Source organism: Streptomyces dioscori (genome assembly GCF_003024195.1).
Taxonomy (GTDB): domain Bacteria; phylum Actinomycetota; class Actinomycetes; order Streptomycetales; family Streptomycetaceae; genus Streptomyces; species Streptomyces dioscori.
Window position 1 is genome coordinate 32,092 of the sequence record NZ_KZ679065.1, and the last position, 16,359, is coordinate 48,450.

Below are 16,359 nucleotides of genomic sequence, written 5' to 3' on the forward strand. Positions count from 1 at the left end.
TGAGGAGAATCGTGGCCGAGACCACCGTTGAGCAGCCGGTCGAAGAGACCGAGGCTGTCGACATCGAGAGCTACACCACCGAGTCCGAGGCCCCCGTCGTCGAGGGCGAGTACACCTCGGAGTCGCTCGCGGGCCGCTTCGGCGACCCGCAGCCGGCCGCCGGCCTGGGCCGTCGCAAGAACGCGATCGCCCGCGTCCGGATCGTCCCGGGCACCGGCAAGTGGAAGGTCAACGGGCGCACGCTTGAGGACTACTTCCCGAACAAGGTGCACCAGCAGGAAGTCAACGAGCCCTTCAAGGTGCTCGAACTCGACGGCCGCTACGACGTTGTCGCCCGTATCTCGGGTGGCGGCGTCTCCGGTCAGGCCGGTGCCCTGCGCCTCGGCGTGGCCCGCGCGCTGAACGAGGCCGACGTGGACAACAACCGCGGCGCCCTCAAGAAGGCCGGTTACCTCAAGCGTGACGACCGTGCGGTCGAGCGCAAGAAGGCCGGTCTCAAGAAGGCCCGTAAGGCCCCGCAGTACAGCAAGCGCTAAATCTCACCGATTTTCGCTCGCTTTCTGCACGAATCGCCCCGGCGGCACGTTCTGTGTCGCCGGGGCGTTCGTTTATCGCGATCTGGGCACAACCTGTGGCGCCGCTTGTGGGTCAGAGGCTGTGGGGTACCCGGTGCGGCACGTGTCGCGTGCCGCGGTCGGGTGTCGCAGCCGCGTGCCGCGGCCTTTCGGCCACAGCCTTGGAACAGGCGTGGGAGATATACAGGCCCCGGGGATATACCTGACGTGTGCCGGGCCGGAGCGGGACCTTCGGCCGAGCCGCACGTCGCGTCGCGCATTTTGATCAAGACTGATCGAGCCTGAGCAAGTTCGGAGGACACCAGTGGGACGACTCTTCGGGACGGACGGCGTACGGGGTGTCGCCAACGCGGATCTGACGGCAGAGCTCACGCTCGGCCTCTCCGTGGCGGCGGCGCACGTACTGGCCGAAGCGGGAACCTTCGAAGGCCACCGGCCGACGGCGGTGGTCGGACGGGACCCGCGTGCGTCCGGGGAGTTCCTGGAAGCCGCCGTGGTCGCCGGCCTCGCCAGCGCCGGTGTGGACGTGCTGCTCGTCGGCGTCCTGCCGACCCCCGCGGTGGCGTATCTCACGGGCGCCCTCGGCGCCGACCTCGGTGTGATGCTCTCCGCGAGCCATAACGCCATGCCCGACAACGGCGTCAAGTTCTTCGCCCGCGGCGGGCACAAGCTCGCCGACGAGCTGGAGGACCGGATCGAGTCCGTCTACGAGGAGCACCGCACCGGCGCTCCCTGGGACCGGCCGACCGGCTCCGGCGTCGGACGCGTCCGCTCGTACGAGGAGGGCTTCGAGAAGTACGTCGCCCACCTCCTCACCGCCGTTCCCAACCGCCTCGACGGTCTGAAGGTCGTCCTCGACGAGGCGCATGGTGCTGCCGCGCGGGTCTCGCCCGAGGTCTTCACACGTGCGGGCGCCGAGATCGTCACGATCGGCGCCGAGCCCGACGGCCTCAACATCAACGACGGCTGCGGCTCCACCCACCTCGGTCTGCTCAAGGCCGCCGTCATCGAGCACGGCGCCGATCTCGGCATCGCGCACGACGGCGACGCCGACCGGTGCCTCGCCGTGGACCACACCGGTGCGGAGGTCGACGGGGACCAGATCCTCGCCGTGCTCGCCCTCGCGATGCGGGAGCGGTCCGAGCTGCGGTCCGACACCGTCGTCGCCACGGTCATGTCGAACCTCGGGTTCAAGCTGGCCATGGAGCGTGAAGGGGTGTCCCTCGTACAGACCGGGGTGGGCGACCGGTATGTGCTGGAGGAGATGAAGGCCCACGACTACGCGCTCGGCGGTGAGCAGTCGGGGCACGTGATCATCCTGGACCACGCGACGACCGGCGACGGGACGCTGACCGGGTTGCTGCTGGCGGCCCGGGTCGCGCAGACCGGGCGTACGTTGCGGGATCTCGCGTCCGTGATGGAGCGGTTGCCGCAGGTGCTGATCAATGTGCCCGATGTCGATCGGTCGCGGGTGTCCACGTCCGCGGAGTTGGCTTCCGCCGTGGCTGAGGCGGAGCGGGAGCTCGGGGCGACGGGGCGCGTGCTGTTGCGGCCTTCCGGGACCGAGCCGCTTGTGCGGGTCATGGTTGAGGCCGCTGATATCGATCAGGCTCGGTCTGTGGCGGGGCGGCTGGCTGACGCGGTGAAGTCTGCGCTTGGGTGAACCGGGGTTCTTGTTCTGGGCCCCGGGCCCGGGGTGGGGGCTCGGGGAGCGTTGCGGGGTGCGGGTGCGTTGTGGCTGGTCGCGCAGTTCCCCGCGCCCCTTGGGGGCTGCGCCCCCGAAAAGATTGCGCCGTTCCCCGCGCCCCTTAGCGCCTCTGTCTTGACCAGAGCCATTTTTGGGTCAGGAGGGTCAGGGTGCCTGCCAGGGTGATGCCTGCCAGGTTCAGGAGGAGTTGGTTCGTGGAGCCGGCTGTCTGGGACGTGTCTCCGTAGCTGAGGGCGACCGCCGCGTTGGCAGCGGCCGGGACCGTGGTGACGGAGATGGCCACGCCCACCAGCAGGCCCGACTTGGCCGAGGTCAGGGAGAGCGTGCCGGCGATGCCCGCGAGGACCGCCACGACGAACGAGAACGCGTCGGGCGCGTAGACGAAGGCCGTGTTGGGCCGGTCGGCCTCCAGCATGTCCTCGGTGAACAGGCCCATCCCGTCCATCAGCAGGCTGAACAGCACGGTCACGGCCATCGCCACCGCGAAGCCCACGAGCAGGGCGGTCAGAGAGCGCAGTGCCAGGCGCGGCCGGCGTCGGACCACGGCCGTGCTGAATCCCGCCAGCGGGCCGAACTCCGGGCCCACCGCCATCGCGCCCACGATCAGGATCGCGTTGTCGAGGACCACACCGCAGGCCGCGATCATCGTGGCGAGCGTGATGAAGGCCAGGTAGGTGACCGAGAGCGTCGACTCCTCGTGCGTCGCCTCCGTCAGCTGCTCCCACAGGACCGCGTCGACGCCCTCTCCGGGTGCGTCGGCCTCCGCCTGGTCCGCACGCTTCGACAGCGACAGGTCGATGTCCTCGACGGCGATCGAACCGACCGTGTCGATCTCCAGCTCGCGCAGCCCGCCGATCAGTTCGTCGCCCGCCTCGCGTGCCACGTCGACCATCACGAGGTCGCCGACGGGGTTGCGGGCGGCCCCCGGTACGACCGCCAGATGGGTCGTGCCGACGGTCTTCTCGATCAGGCGGATCACCGCCTCGGTCCGGTCGGACGGGGTGATCAGGCGCAGGTGCAGCATGGGGGCAGGGTAGTCGGGGGTAGTCGTGCCGGGTGACGGTCAGAGTTTGCGCAGGCTGAGCTTCTGGACCTTGTGGTCCTGGCCCTTGCGGACGACGAGGGTGGCGCGGCCCCGGGTGGGGGCCACGTTCTCCAGGAGGTTGACCTTGTTGACGGTCCGCCAGGTCGTGCGGGCGTAGTCGAGGGCCTCCTCCTCGGAGACCTGGGTGTACTTGCGGAAGTACGAGGACGGGTTCTGGAACGCCGTCTCGCGCAGCCGGCGGAAGCGGTTGAGGTACCAGCGCTCGATGTCCTCCTCCCGCGCGTCCACGTACACGCTGAAGTCGAAGTAGTCGGCGAGGCCGACGCGGGTGCGGCCGTCCTTGCCGGGGAGGGCGGGCTGCAGGACGTTCAGGCCCTCGACGATCAGGATGTCGGGGCGGCGGACGGTGAGGCGCTCGTCCGGGACGATGTCGTAGATGAGGTGGGAGTAGACGGGGGCCGTCACCTCGTCCTTGCCCGCCTTGATGTCGGCGACGAACCGGGTCAGCGCCCGGCGGTCGTACGACTCGGGGAACCCCTTCCTGGACATCAGACCGCGCGCCTGGAGTTCCTTCGTGGGGAGCAGGAAGCCGTCCGTGGTGACCCGTTCGACCCGCGGGTGTTCCGGCCAGCGGGACAGCAGGGCCTGGAGGAGGCGGGCGACGGTGGACTTGCCGACGGCGACCGAACCCGCCACGCCTATCACGAACGGCGTACCGGACTGCGAGCCCTTCTCGCCGAGGAAGGTGTTCAGGGCGCCGCGCAGGCCGTCGGTCGCGCCCACGTAGAGGTTGAGGAGCCGGGACAGCGGCAGATAGATGTCCCGTACCTCGTCGAGGTCGATGACATCGCCGAGACCGCGCAGTCTCTCCACCTCGTCGGCGGTCAGCGGAAGAGGTGTCTTCTCACGCAGCGCGCTCCACTGAGCACGGGTGAGGTCGACGTAGGGAGTCGCCTCCGGCCTGGGCCGGTGGGCGCTCCGCGGCAACGAGGAGACCGATGAGATCACAGTCCATTGTTACGGGAGTTTGAACGAAGCGTCGGGTGGAGTCCGTCACGCCGGGCCTGTGTTCGGGCGCGTCCGGACCCTGGACCGCTGGGGCGCATGGGCATAGCGTGCCGCCCACCCGGGAGCGAGCCGCCTTCCGGGACGCCGGTGGTGGGGATGGTCGTCATGACCGTACGTTTCCGAGTGCGTGGCCTGGTGGGGCGAAGAACCGGGGGAGGAGTCGGGGGAGGCGCCGGGCGCGGTCCGGCCGACGTGGTGGGCCAGGTGTGCAGTGAGCTGGCCGTCGACCTGCCGGACGAGGACCTGGGGGAGTACCTCTACGACTGCATCGACCTCTACCGGATGGGCAGCAAGCCGCGCTGCGAGGAGGTCGAGTACCTGGGGATGGTGCAGGACGCGATCGACCGCATCGAGTGCGGCGAGTAGGGGACAACGGCCCGGGACGCCGACGGCCCGGGAATTTCCGATATCGGGCACGCGGTGCCTCGGTGGGGCGCGCGTCGGCATCTAGGCTGCCGCCATGTGCGGAATCGTGGGATACGTGGGGTCGCAGTCGGCGCTCGATGTGGTGGTCGCCGGGCTGAAGCGGCTGGAGTACCGGGGATACGACTCGGCGGGCATCGCGGTGCTCGCGGACGGCGGGATGGCCGCGGCGAAGAAGGCCGGCAAGCTCGCCAACCTGGAGAAGGAACTGGTGGAGCGGCCGTTGCCGGCCGGTTCGACGGGGATCGGGCACACGCGCTGGGCCACGCACGGCGGGCCGACTGACCTCAACGCGCATCCGCATCTCGACAACGCGGGGCGGGTCGCGGTCGTCCACAACGGCATCATCGAGAACTTCGCGGAGCTGCGCGCCGAGCTGGCCGAGCGAGGACACGCGCTCTCCTCCGAGACGGACACCGAGGTCGTCGCGCACCTCCTCGCCGAGGAGTTCTCCGCGTGCGCCGACCTCGCCGAGTCCATGCGGCTGGTGTGCCGACGGCTCGAAGGGGCGTTCACGCTGGTGGCCGCGCACGCCGACGAGCCGGACGTGGTGGTCGGCGCCCGGCGCAACTCGCCGCTCGTCGTGGGCGTAGGGGAGGGCGAGGCCTTCCTCGCCTCGGACGTCGCCGCGTTCATCGCGCACACCCGGTCCGCGATCGAACTGGGCCAGGACCAGGTGGTCGAACTGCGGCGCGACGGGGTGCACGTCACCGGGTTCGACGGCTCACCGGCCGAGACCCGCTCGTACCACGTCGACTGGGACGTGTCCGCCGCCGAGAAGGGCGGCTACGACTACTTCATGCTCAAGGAGATCGCCGAGCAGCCGAAGGCGGTCGCCGACACGCTGCTCGGCCGGATCGACGCGAGCGGTTCGCTGACACTCGACGAGGTGCGGATCGCGCCCGGCGCGCTGCGGGAGGTCGACAAGGTCGTGGTGGTGGCCTGCGGGACCGCCTTCCACGCCGGGCTCATCGCCAAGTACGCCATCGAGCACTGGACGCGGATCCCGTGCGAGGTGGAACTGGCGAGCGAGTTCCGGTACCGGGACCCGATCCTGGACGCGCGGACGCTCGTCATCGCCATCTCGCAGTCCGGGGAGACCATGGACACGCTGATGGCGCTGCGGCACGCGCGGGAGCAGGGCGCGAAGGTCCTGGCCGTCTGCAACACGAACGGCTCGACGATTCCGCGCGAGTCCGATGCGGTCCTCTACACCCACGCGGGGCCGGAAGTCGCGGTCGCCTCCACGAAGGCGTTCCTCACCCAGCTCGTGGCCTGCTACCTGGTCGCCCTGTACCTGGGCCAGGTGCGCGGCACCAAGTGGGGCGACGAGATCCGGGCCGTCGTACGCGACCTGTCCCGGATCTCGGAGGAGGTCGAGCAGGTCCTGGAGACGATGGAGCCGGTACGGGAGCTGGCACGCTCACTGGCCTCGAAGAACACCGTGCTGTTCCTGGGCCGGCACGTGGGCTACCCGGTCGCCCTTGAGGGCGCGCTCAAGCTCAAGGAACTCGCCTACATGCACGCCGAGGGCTTCGCGGCGGGCGAACTGAAGCACGGGCCGATCGCTCTGATCGAGGAGGACCTGCCGGTGGTCGTGGTGGTGCCGTCGCCGAAGGGGCGTTCGGTGCTGCACGACAAGATCGTCTCCAACATCCAGGAGATCCGGGCGCGGGGTGCGCGGACGATCGTGATCGCGGAGGAGGGGGACGAGACGGTGGTCCCGTACGCGGACCACCTGATCCGGATCCCCGCGACGCCGGTGCTGTTGCAGCCGCTTGTCGCGACGGTGCCGTTGCAGGTCTTCGCCTGCGAACTGGCGACCGCCCGCGGCAACGAGGTGGATCAGCCGCGCAACTTGGCGAAGTCGGTGACGGTGGAGTAGCGCTGCGCAAGGGCGTCGACGAAGGGGGTGAAGGCTCCGGCCGGGAAGGTGAGTTGGCCCCTGGCCGGGGCTTTTGAGTCTCGGACGGCTATGTGGGTGGGGGTGGTTGCGATCTCCACGCAGTCGTTGCCGTCGTCGGGGCCTGAGTAGGACGACTTCCGCCAGTTGCCCATGGGGCGCCTCACAGCTCTTTCGCCAGTTGATGGATGAAGTCACGCGACCGTTCGGAGCCGAGCGATACGGCTTCCATTTTACGGAAGCGCGTTCGGAAGGCCCCGAGCTGCGCCTCGGAATCGATGAATGCCGAGCCGTGCGGAACGTCGCGCACCACAGTGTCCAGTTTGGGTACGGGGCCACCCAGGTACGTCATCGTGTTGGCGGCTGTTCCGAAGTCGTCCAGGTCGAAGGGGATGGCGCGCACCGTGACGCGGCCCGCATCGGAAAGCTCCAGGAGCCGGGCGAGTTGTGTTCGGGAGGTGGCCCGGTCGCTGACCCTGATGCGCAAGGCCGCCTCGTGGATCACCAGCTCGTACGGGAAGGTGAAGTTCTGCCGTGCCATTCGGTGATGGACACGCAACTCAAGCTCATCCTGGGTGAGCTCGGGGACCCTTGAGGAAAAGACGCCGCGGGCGTAGGCCTCGGTCTGCAGCGGGCCTGGTACGTACAGGATTGCTACGTCGCGTCGGAACGAGCTGTGGTGATCCAGCTCGGACAGATCCAGGAAAGAAGCTGGAAGCTGGCCCCTGTACTCCTCCCACCACCCCTGTGTCCGGTCCGTGGCCATCCCGACCAGGGCATCGATGAACTCCGTGTCCGTGCACGCGTAGTGGGACGCGAGGCGACGGAGGCGTTTCTCGCTCACGCCTGAAGTGCCCAGCTCAATCTGGCTGATCTGGACGGAGTTCACGCCGAGCAGCGCTCCCGCCTCGCGAGCACTGAGTCCTGCCGCCTCGCGGAGCCTGCGCAGTTCGACCGCCAAGCGCATCTGTCGTGCTGTTGGTTCGCGCCGTGCACTCATGGCTGCTCCCTGGCGCAACGCGCCTGCTGCTGTGACTCGTTCGGAGTCAGATTACGCGGTCCAGTTGCTAAAGCTTAAATCTAAGGTCTACCTTCAGTGACGCGACGCACACCCTGCGCCACTTTTCGGGACCTCGGAAGCGCACCACTCCGTCCTGCCGGGACGGCTGAGGCATGCCCACCGCCCGTGATCGGCCGCAGATCTCCGAAACCCCACCACCGAACCGGAGCTGACGCATGCCTGAAACCGAGACCGACGTGCCCTGGGAGTACTCCCTCTACATCCCCAACGACCTCAGAGCGGTCACGGTCAGCCGCCGTACCCTCCGGCTGATCCTCACCATGCACGGCCTGATCCGGCACGTCGACGTGGCCGAACTCCTCGCCGCCGAGCTGGTCGGCAACGCCGTACGGCACACCAAGGGCCCCGCCGCCCTCCGCGTGCGCTGGGCGGCCGGCGTGCTGCGGATCGGCGCCTGGGACGCGGACCCCGGCCCGCCGGAACCGCCGTGCTCGACGGGCGACTTGCTGGACCTCTCGGAGGAGGGCCGCGGGCTGGCCCTGGTCAAGTCCTGCGCCGACACCTGGGGCTGGCACCCCCTGACGAGCGACGGCAATGGCGGCAAGTACGTGTGGTGCGAACTGGCGTCGACGGCGTGACCGCCGGTAGGTAGTCGGTTCCGGGCCTCAGTGGTGCGGTGTGGTCGGGGGTGGTGTGAGTGCGTCGCCGATCGTGCCGCCGGTGGCGTCGCGTATCGCCCGTGCGACGTAGCGGATCACGTCGCCCTCGAACTCCGGGGGGATGGTGCCGCGTAGCGCGGCGGTGCCCAGTTCCTCGTTGACGACCCGGAAGGCGGCGGAGGCCGCCGCCGCGTGCAGCCGTACGTCGAGGTCGGTGGCCGGCAGGCCCAGGCGCTTCGCGATGATCGCGGTCATCTCGCGTTCCACCTGGTCGCAGGCCATCAGCCACGCGGTGCGGATCGCCGGTTCATGGTCCGCCAGCCTGATCATCCTGATCGCGAGCAGGGTGTCGGCCTGCTCGACCGCGTCGGCGGCACGCGCGTAACCCGTGGCCTCCGTGGCGAGGTGATCCTCAAGGGAGAGGTGGCGCGGCCAGCTCCGCAGCATGCGCATCTCCCACTCGACGCCCTGGGTGACGATGGGTTCGGCGCAGCTCTCCTTGCTGCGGAAGTGGCGCCAGACGGTGCGGGTGGACAGGCCCACGGCCCGCGCGATCCGGTCGCCGCTGGTGGCGGCCACCCCGTGCTCCCAGAAGAGGCGTGACGCCTCGCGGGAGATCTCCAGGCGCAGCCGGTGGCGCCGCCGCTCGCTCATTCCCGCGGCGCCGGGGCTCGGGAGTGTGTCCACCTGAACCTGAATCACCCCATCATGGGACATGTGGAGACGGCGTCAAGTGTCACGATGTCACTAAGTGGCATTGCTGGCAAGTGGCGGCAAACGGACGTCCCGCCGCTCAGGTGGCGACAGGGTCCCCCACGGCCCCACCCGTGGCCCTGCGGACGGCGTGCGCCACGCGCTCCGGGGCGTCGGCGAACTGCGCGGGGTCGGCGCCGTCGAGGAGGGCCGCGCCGATCTCCTCGTTGATGACCCGAAGGGCGGCGGAGGCCGCCGCCGCGTGCAGCCGTACGTCGAGGTCGGTGGCCGGCAGGCCCAGGCGTTTCGCGATGATCGCGGTCATCTCGCGTTCCACCTGGTCGCAGGCCATCAACCAGGCGGTGCGCAGGGCCGGTTCCGTGTCGGCCAGCCGGATCATCCGCACCGCGAGCCCGTTGTCCGCCAGCTCGACGGCGCTGGCCTCGGTACGGAACCGGCGGGCCTCCGTGCTGAAGCGCTCTTCGAGCGAGAGATGGGCGGGCCAGTCGCGCAGCGTGCGCATCTCCCATTCGACGCCCTGGGTGACGATGGGTTCGGCGCAGCTCTCCTTGCTGCGGAAGTGGCGCCAGATGGTACGGGTGGACAGACCCACCGCCTCGGCGATCTGGTCACCGCTGGTGCGGTCGACTCCCTGCTCCCAGAAGAGGCGTGACGCCTCGCGGGAGATCTCCAGACGCAGCCGGTGGCGCCGCTGCTCGCTCATCCCGCCGCCGCGCTTGGCCGTCGCCATACCGGTCACCTCCGCTCGCTCACCCCTGTCAGCACGTGAGTGACATGATGACATTAAGTGACGCTCGGATGCGAACGGGGCGGCCTAGGTGCGGCCACCCGGCGCACACTCACGCTCAGGCTTCGCGCGTATCGTCGTCCGGTTCGGCGCAGGCTTTGCGCGACCGTCGTCCGGCTCGGCGAACGCCCCGGCCGGTACGGCTGCCATGTCTCCGACCGGACCCCGCGACGGTGACCGCGCCGGAGGACCGTCATCGCCTCCGGCCTCCGGCCTCCGTCGCGCTCGCGGGGTGGCACGGAAAGGGTCAGGCGTGATCCGCGGGGAGCAGGCCGACGGTCTTCAGGTGTTTGTCCGAGCGGCGGCCGGCCCAGGCGACGACCAGGAGGGCCAGGGCGAGCAGGGGGAAGCCCATGACGATCTTGGCGGCGCCCAGCGAACCGACCTGGTCGGTCGCGTAGAAGTACTGCTGGACGGCGAACCGGGCACCGAAGACGGCGGCCAGTACCAGGGTGGCCACGCCGTGGTAACGCCGCGAGCGCTTGTCCGCGCGCCAGGCGCCGCCCTTGCCGGTGGCCGTGCTCCAGAGCACGCCGGCCAGCGGCCACCGCGCCAGGACGGAGGCGAGGAACAGGACGGCGCCGGCCAGGCTCGCCCAGATGCCGATGAGGAAGTAGTCCTTGGCCGACCCGGTGAACCAGACGACCCCGGCGGCGACCGCGACGCCGAACACGCCGCCGATCGCGGGCTGCAGCGATTCCCCGCGTACCAGGCGCACCACGGCGATGGCCAACGCGACGGCGAAGGCGGCGACGATCGACGTCGTCAGGCTGCTGACGTTGTGGGCGACGACGAATGCCAGCGCGGGCAGTGCCGAGTAGACGATTCCCTTGGTGCCGCCCGCCTGGTCGAGGACCGACGGTCGCTGCTCGGGGGGTGCCTGCGTCGTCTGTGCCGTCCGTGTGCCGGACTCTGTCTCCAGGAAGCTCTTGGCCTTCATGGTGGTCAGTTCTCCCGACTGCGTCTGGGGCAAGACACACCAGCGGTGCGTCACTTAATGCCAGTGTGGCAGTAAGTGACAGATCTGGCTACCCCCACTCGTCGGACTCGTCGGAGTGGGTCGTGTGGCGGCCGTGTTCGGCCGCTTGCCCCGTGGTGACAACCCCACTCCCCGAGGTGTGCTTGCGGTGGGTGTCATTAAGTGACACAGTCTGGGAATGTCACTAAGTGACAGAAGCGACAGGAGCGAACAAGGAGGGACCGATATGGCACAGCGCGACACCCTCTCCGTCGAGGAGTTCTTCGGACCGCCGCCGCGCGCGAAGACCACGCTCTCGCCGGACGGCACGAAGCTGGCGTACCTGGCGCCGTGGAAGAACCGTATGAACGTGTGGATCGAGAGCGTCGACACCCCGGGCGACGCGCGATGCGTGACCACCGAGGACCGCGGGGTGGTGAGCTACCACTGGACTCGTGACCCGCGCTGGCTGCTCTACACCCGGGACCAGGGCGGCGACGAGAACCTGCACCTCCACCGCGTCGACCTGACGGACCCGGACGCCGCCGCGGTGGACCTCACGCCCTACCCCGGCGTACGCACCGTCGGCCTCGACCTTCCCGAAGGGCGGCCCGGCAAGGTCGTCACCCAGCTGAACCTGCGCGACCACGCCCGCTTCGACCTGGTCGAACTGGACATCGCCACCGGTGACCTCACGACCCTCGCCGAGAACCCCGGCAGCGGGGTCGAAGGCTGGCTGTACGGCGAGCACGGCCTGTTCACGGTGGCGACAACCCCTGAGGGCGACGTCGAACTGTCCCGCTGGGACGCGGTCACGGGTACCACGGCCCGGGTGGCGAGCTTCGACGGCGCTGACTTCCCCCTGGGGATCTACCCCATGGAGGTCACACCGGACGGCACCGGGGTGTGGCTGGGCTCGTACCGTGACAGCGACCGTCTCCGCCTGGTCCGCCTCGACCCCGCCACCGGCGAGGAGCACGAGGTCGACTCCCATCCGAGCCACGACCTGGACACCCGGGCGCGGGTCTTTCCCGCACTGCCCTCCCCGCTGATCCGCAGCCGCCGCACAGGCGAACTGCTCGGGGTCCGCTACCTGGGGGAGCGCCAGGTCGTCCACGCCCTGGACCCGCACTTCGCCGCCGTGCTCAAGAACCTGGAGGAACTGTCCGACGGCGACCTCGCCGCGCTCTCCTCGGACGAGAGCGGCCGGCGGTGGGTGGCCTCCTTCACCCACGACCGCGACCCCGGGGTCACCTTCCTGTACGACCACGACACCGGCGGGAGCCGCCTCCTCCACCGGGCGAAGCCGCACCTCGACCCCGCGGCACTGGCGCCGATGCGAACGGTGTCGACCACCTCCCGCGACGGCCTGACCCTGCCCATGCACCTGACCCTGCCGGTCGGCGTCGAACCGTCAGGACTGCCCCTGGTCCTGTTCGTCCACGGCGGTCCGTGGAGCCGCGACAGCTGGGGCTACCACCCCGCCGCACAGCTCTTCGCCAACCGCGGGTGCGCGGTGCTGCAGGTCGACTTCCGGGGTTCCACCGGCTACGGCAAGGCCCATACCAGGGCCGGTATCGGGGAGTTCGCCGGGAAGATGCACGACGACCTCGTGGACGGCGTGCGGTGGGCGGTCGACCAGGGGTACGCCGACCCGGAGCGCGTCGCCGTCATGGGCGGCTCCTACGGCGGTTACGCGGCACTGGTCGGCATCACGTTCACCCCGGACGTCTTCGCCGCCGCCATCGACGTCGTCGGAATCTCCGACCTGGCCAACTTCATGCGCAACCAGCCCGACTTCGTCAAACCGATGCTCGCCCCCAACTGGTTCACCTACGTCGGCGACCCGGCCGACCCGGAGCAGGAGGCCGACATGCTGGCCCGCTCCCCGATCAGCCGCGTCGACCGTATCCGCACGCCGCTGATGGTGGTGCACGGCGCCAACGACGCACGGGTCGTCCTGGCCGAGTCCGACCGGCTCGTCGAAGCCCTGCGTGCGCGCGACGTCCCCGTCGAGTACATCGTCATGGAGGACGAGGGCCACGCCATCGAGAACCCGGAGAACGTGATCGCCCTCTACACCGCGGCGGAACGCTTCCTGGCCGAGCATCTTCACTTCGAGACGCAGCAGGCCTGACGCCGTCCGGCACGCGGCCTGAAGCCGTCCGGCACACGGCCCGACGCCATCCGGCCGTACGACGCACACCCCTGGAGACAACCATGGTCCAGACACTGCCCCAGCGGCTCTACCTCCTCTGCTACACCGTGGACAAGGGCAAGTTCCAGCTCGACAACCTGCAGGGCCGCGGCCAGTTGCTGCGGGCCGGCGCACTGACCGAACTGGCCCGCGACGGGCTGCTCGACGCCACCGGGGGAAAGGTGATCCGGAAGCCCGGGAGGGAACCGGACGACCCCTTCGCCGCCACGGTGTGGCACGACCTGCCCGACAACAAGCCCAAGAGCTGGCTCCAGTTCGTCCACAACAAGGCCCACACCGCCGAGAAGCCGGTACGCGACCAGCTCGTCGCCGTCGGAGAGATCACCGTCACCCGCGGCAGGAAACTGGGACTCATCCCGGCCGACCTCGTCACCGTCCCCGACCCGGAGCGGGTGCGCGTTCTCCGGGAACGAGTGCGCGACACCGTCCTCGGCGGCGCCGACCCCGCGTCGATCCCGCTGGAGGACCTGGCCGCGGCCGTGTTCACGGTGGAACTGGAGACCAGCTCCGTGTGGAGCGGCGCGGACCGCAAGACCTACAAGGAGCCGCTCAAGGCGCTCGCCGCCCGGTACGACGGCATCGTCCCGGGTCTGCGCAAGGCGCTGCGCGACTCGTACCTGTCGAGCCGGGCCGTCGGCGGGGGCTGGAGCGCCTGACCGGGCATCGGCCCGGCGCCGGTGCGGCCGCCGGGCCGTAAGGTGCCCGGATGAGCATCATCGGGGTCGGTATCGATGTGGCCGAGATCGAGCGGTTCGCCACGTCGCTGGAGCGGACGCCGGGGATGGCCGAGCGGCTGTTCCTGGAGAGCGAGTTGCTGCTGGGCAGCGGGGAACGGCGGGGGGTCGCCTCGCTGGCCGCCCGCTTCGCCGCGAAGGAGGCGCTGGCCAAGGCGTTGGGGGCGCCCGGGGGGCTGCGGTGGACCGATGCCGAGGTGTACGTCGAGGAGAGTGGGCAGCCTCGGCTTCGGGTCACGGGGACCGTTGCCGCGCGGGCGGCGGTGTTGGGGGTGCGGTCGTGGCACGTATCGCTCAGCCATGACGCGGGGGTGGCGTCCGCGGTGGTGATCGCGGAGGGGTAGCCGCTCCGCGGGGGGTGGGGTCGTCGGGTGGGGGTGCGGGTGCGGGTGCGTCGTGGCTGGTCGCGCAGTTCCCCGCGCCCCTAAAAGCGACAGGATTGCGCCGTTCCTCGCGCCCCTTGAGGGTGAAAGCGACAAGATTGCGCCGTTCCCCGCGCCCCTTGAGGGCGAAAGACACAGGATTGCGCCGCTCCCCGCGCCCCTTGAGGGCGAAAGACGCAAGATTGCGCCGTTCCCCGCGCCCCTGAAAGCGTGTGCCGCTGTCTACATGCCGCTCAGGGCCACCATCAGGGCTGCGACTGAGAGCAGGGTGCTGAGGGCGTAGGCGGCGCCGGCTGTCAGCATGGCTTGGGGGGCCGGTAGGCGGGTGCGGGCTATCAGGTAGATCACCAGGCCCACCGTGAAGCCCAGTAACGCGTGGAAGAGCGTCAGCAGCCAGCCGGTGCCCACTGCCACGGCGGCGCAGGCCGTGGCCAGCAGCGCTCCTGACGGGGTGAGGTCGAGCCGGGCGATCCGGTAGGTCACGGCAGCGGCGATCGCCACCACGACCGTGGTGGCGACGGCAATCGCCAGGGCATCGCTCATGGCGGACCTTCCGATCGGCAGACTCGCGGATTCACCGGATTAGATGAGTTGCAGAGGCGCGCGGTTGCGTCACCGCCCAGGGGCGCGGGGAACTGCGCGAGCAGCCCTCACCGGCCCGCAGCCGAAGGGCGCGATGTGAGGGAGACTCGAACTCATGCGTACTGCTTACAGCGTGGAGACCGTGCGGGCCGCCGAGCAGGAGCTGATGGCGCGGCTGCCGGACGGGGCACTCATGCAGCGGGCCGTGGCCGGGCTCACCGCCGCCTGCGCCGAGTTGCTGGGGCGGGTCTACGGCCGGCGCGTTGTGCTGCTCGTCGGCAGCGGTGACAACGGCGGCGATGCCCTCTACGCCGGTGCCCGGCTCGCGAAGCGGGGCGCCGGTGTCGTCGCCGCCCTGCTCGCCCCCGACCGCGCCCACCCCGGCGGCCTCGCCGCCCTGCGACGCGCCGGCGGGAGCGTGGTCAACGGGGCGGAGGCCGCAGAGGAGCCGCTCCGGCGCGCCGATCTCGTCCTGGACGGCATCGTCGGGATCGGCGGCAAGGGCGGACTCCGCCCCGACGCCGCCGAACTCCTCGACGTGCTGGGCGAGATCCGCGCCGCCGTCGTCGCCGTCGACCTGCCCAGCGGCGTCGAGGCCGACACCGGCGAGGTCCGCGGAGCCGCCGTACGCGCCGATCTGACCGTCACCTTCGGGACCCACAAGCCGGGGCTGCTCGTGGACCCGGCAAGGGAGTACGCCGGTTCCGTACGGCTCGTCGACATCGGGCTCGCGCTCCCCGGCGAGGCCGAACTGCAGGCGCTCCAGCACGCCGACGTCGCCGCCCTGCTCCCCGTCCCCGGTGCCGAGAGCGACAAGTACCGGCGAGGCGTCGTGGGGATCGCCGCCGGGTCCTCCCGTTATCCGGGCGCGGCCGTGCTCGCCGTCTCCGGCGCCCTGCGCGGCGGCGCCGGCGCCGTCCGGTACGTCGGACCCGCGGGCGACGCCGTCATCGCACGCTTCCCCGAGACGCTCGTGTCCACCGGTTCGCCGGAACAGGCCGGGCGCGTCCAGGCATGGGTCGTCGGCCCCGGCGCCGGTGACGACGGCGACGTCGTGGCGGCCGTACTCAAGGCGGATGTGCCTGTACTGATCGACGCCGACGGGCTGCGGCTCGCCGACCGCGACGCCGTACGGGCCCGGCGGGCACCCACCCTGCTCACCCCGCACGCCGGAGAGGCCGCCGCCCTGCTCGGTGTCCCGCGCGAGGAGGTCGAGAGCGCGCGGCTGGCATCCGTACGAGAACTTGCCGAGCGGTACGGGGCCACCGTGCTGCTGAAGGGGTCCACGACCCTCGTCGCCTCGCCCGGCGGCGGGCCCGTGCGGGTGAACTCCACCGGCACCGGGTGGCTCGCCACCGCCGGCAGCGGTGACGTGCTGTCCGGGCTGACCGGGTCCCTGCTCGCCGCTGGGCTCGACGCGCGGGACGCGGGCAGCGTGGGCGCGTACCTCCACGGACTGGCCGGGCGGCTGGCCGCGGACGGCGCGCCCGTTGGGGCGCACGACGTGGCCGAGGCGGTGCGCGAGGCCTGGCGGGACGTCACGACGGGATGACGTCACGACGGCATGGCGTCACGACGCCG

Annotated in this window: 17 protein-coding genes; 9 read left to right on the top strand and 8 right to left on the bottom strand. The window is 70.3% G+C overall.

The genetic code is table 11. The features are described 5' to 3' along the window. Nucleotides 1-11: 11 nt before the first annotated feature. Both rpsI and glmM read left to right on the top strand, forming a co-directional pair. Nucleotides 12-536, top strand: a complete 525-nt coding sequence (rpsI, locus tag C6Y14_RS42075) for a 30S ribosomal protein S9 (RefSeq protein ID WP_107022214.1) — start codon at nucleotides 12-14, stop codon at nucleotides 534-536. Nucleotides 537-879: 343 nt separating this feature from the next. Further along, nucleotides 880-2,238 (top strand): phosphoglucosamine mutase, encoded by a 1,359-nt coding sequence (gene glmM, locus C6Y14_RS42080; RefSeq protein ID WP_107022215.1) that lies wholly within the window; start codon nucleotides 880-882, stop codon nucleotides 2,236-2,238. A gap of 145 nt (nucleotides 2,239-2,383) precedes the next feature. On the opposite strand, the gene C6Y14_RS42085 is transcribed toward glmM, so the two are convergent. Together C6Y14_RS42085 and coaA are read right to left on the bottom strand one after the other, a co-directional pair. Further along, nucleotides 2,384-3,307 (bottom strand): DUF389 domain-containing protein, encoded by a 924-nt coding sequence (locus C6Y14_RS42085; RefSeq protein ID WP_107022216.1) that lies wholly within the window; start codon nucleotides 3,305-3,307, stop codon nucleotides 2,384-2,386. 39 nt (nucleotides 3,308-3,346) lie between these two features. Continuing rightward, complete coding sequence (gene coaA / locus C6Y14_RS42090; RefSeq protein WP_107022217.1) at nucleotides 3,347-4,336, bottom strand: type I pantothenate kinase; 990 nt, start codon at nucleotides 4,334-4,336, stop codon at nucleotides 3,347-3,349. Between the two features lie 165 nt (nucleotides 4,337-4,501). Here coaA and C6Y14_RS42095 point away from each other — a divergent pair, with 165 nt between their 5' ends. Both C6Y14_RS42095 and glmS read left to right on the top strand, forming a co-directional pair. Beyond that, nucleotides 4,502-4,762: a hypothetical protein gene (locus C6Y14_RS42095; protein WP_199855060.1), complete on the top strand. Its 261-nt coding sequence runs from the start codon at nucleotides 4,502-4,504 to the stop codon at nucleotides 4,760-4,762. Nucleotides 4,763-4,856: 94 nt separating this feature from the next. Next, a complete protein-coding gene (glmS, locus tag C6Y14_RS42100) occupies nucleotides 4,857-6,704 on the top strand; it encodes a glutamine--fructose-6-phosphate transaminase (isomerizing) (RefSeq protein ID WP_107022218.1) in 1,848 nt (615 codons plus the stop codon). Here the strand turns inward: glmS and C6Y14_RS42105 are convergent. Together C6Y14_RS42105 and C6Y14_RS42110 are read right to left on the bottom strand one after the other, a co-directional pair. Continuing rightward, nucleotides 6,665-6,877 (bottom strand): DUF397 domain-containing protein, encoded by a 213-nt coding sequence (locus tag C6Y14_RS42105; RefSeq protein WP_107022219.1) that lies wholly within the window; start codon nucleotides 6,875-6,877, stop codon nucleotides 6,665-6,667. The genes glmS and C6Y14_RS42105 overlap by 40 nt on opposite strands. 8 nt (nucleotides 6,878-6,885) lie before the next feature. Further along, nucleotides 6,886-7,722: a helix-turn-helix domain-containing protein gene (locus C6Y14_RS42110; RefSeq protein ID WP_107022220.1), complete on the bottom strand. Its 837-nt coding sequence runs from the start codon at nucleotides 7,720-7,722 to the stop codon at nucleotides 6,886-6,888. A 236-nt stretch (nucleotides 7,723-7,958) separates the two neighbouring features. Between C6Y14_RS42110 and C6Y14_RS42115 the strand changes: the two genes are divergently transcribed. After that, the gene (locus C6Y14_RS42115; protein ID WP_107022221.1) at nucleotides 7,959-8,381 is read left to right on the top strand and encodes an ATP-binding protein; all 423 of its coding nucleotides are present in this window, start codon (nucleotides 7,959-7,961) and stop codon (nucleotides 8,379-8,381) included. A gap of 27 nt (nucleotides 8,382-8,408) precedes the next feature. Here C6Y14_RS42115 and C6Y14_RS42120 read toward each other — a convergent pair whose 3' ends face one another. The 3 genes from C6Y14_RS42120 to C6Y14_RS42130 all read right to left on the bottom strand — a co-directional run bounded on the left by C6Y14_RS42120 (nucleotide 8,409) and on the right by C6Y14_RS42130 (nucleotide 10,843). Then, a complete protein-coding gene (locus C6Y14_RS42120) occupies nucleotides 8,409-9,089 on the bottom strand; it encodes a TetR/AcrR family transcriptional regulator (RefSeq protein ID WP_225891551.1) in 681 nt (226 codons plus the stop codon). Between the two features lie 106 nt (nucleotides 9,090-9,195). After that, on the bottom strand, nucleotides 9,196-9,846 hold the full coding sequence (locus C6Y14_RS42125) for a TetR/AcrR family transcriptional regulator (protein ID WP_225891552.1): 651 nt from the start codon (nucleotides 9,844-9,846) through the stop codon (nucleotides 9,196-9,198). Nucleotides 9,847-10,150: 304 nt separating this feature from the next. Further along, the gene (locus C6Y14_RS42130; protein ID WP_107022223.1) at nucleotides 10,151-10,843 is read right to left on the bottom strand and encodes a DUF3159 domain-containing protein; all 693 of its coding nucleotides are present in this window, start codon (nucleotides 10,841-10,843) and stop codon (nucleotides 10,151-10,153) included. A gap of 265 nt (nucleotides 10,844-11,108) precedes the next feature. On the opposite strand from C6Y14_RS42130, the gene C6Y14_RS42135 reads away from it, so the two are divergent. The 3 genes from C6Y14_RS42135 to C6Y14_RS42145 all read left to right on the top strand — a co-directional run bounded on the left by C6Y14_RS42135 (nucleotide 11,109) and on the right by C6Y14_RS42145 (nucleotide 14,157). Next, nucleotides 11,109-12,998 carry an alpha/beta hydrolase family protein gene (locus tag C6Y14_RS42135; protein WP_107022224.1) on the top strand — a complete coding sequence of 630 codons (1,890 nt, stop codon included), beginning with the start codon at nucleotides 11,109-11,111 and terminating at the stop codon, nucleotides 12,996-12,998. Nucleotides 12,999-13,081: 83 nt separating this feature from the next. Further along, entirely contained in the window at nucleotides 13,082-13,735 is a 654-nt protein-coding gene (locus C6Y14_RS42140; RefSeq protein WP_107022225.1) for a GOLPH3/VPS74 family protein, read from the top strand. Nucleotides 13,736-13,785: 50 nt separating this feature from the next. Further along, entirely contained in the window at nucleotides 13,786-14,157 is a 372-nt protein-coding gene (locus C6Y14_RS42145; protein ID WP_107022226.1) for a holo-ACP synthase, read from the top strand. Nucleotides 14,158-14,418: 261 nt separating this feature from the next. On the opposite strand, the gene C6Y14_RS42150 is transcribed toward C6Y14_RS42145, so the two are convergent. After that, nucleotides 14,419-14,739, bottom strand: a complete 321-nt coding sequence (locus tag C6Y14_RS42150) for a hypothetical protein (protein WP_107022227.1) — start codon at nucleotides 14,737-14,739, stop codon at nucleotides 14,419-14,421. A gap of 154 nt (nucleotides 14,740-14,893) precedes the next feature. Between C6Y14_RS42150 and C6Y14_RS42155 the strand changes: the two genes are divergently transcribed. Beyond that, entirely contained in the window at nucleotides 14,894-16,330 is a 1,437-nt protein-coding gene (locus C6Y14_RS42155) for an NAD(P)H-hydrate dehydratase (protein ID WP_107022228.1), read from the top strand. Nucleotides 16,331-16,359 lie beyond the last annotated feature (29 nt).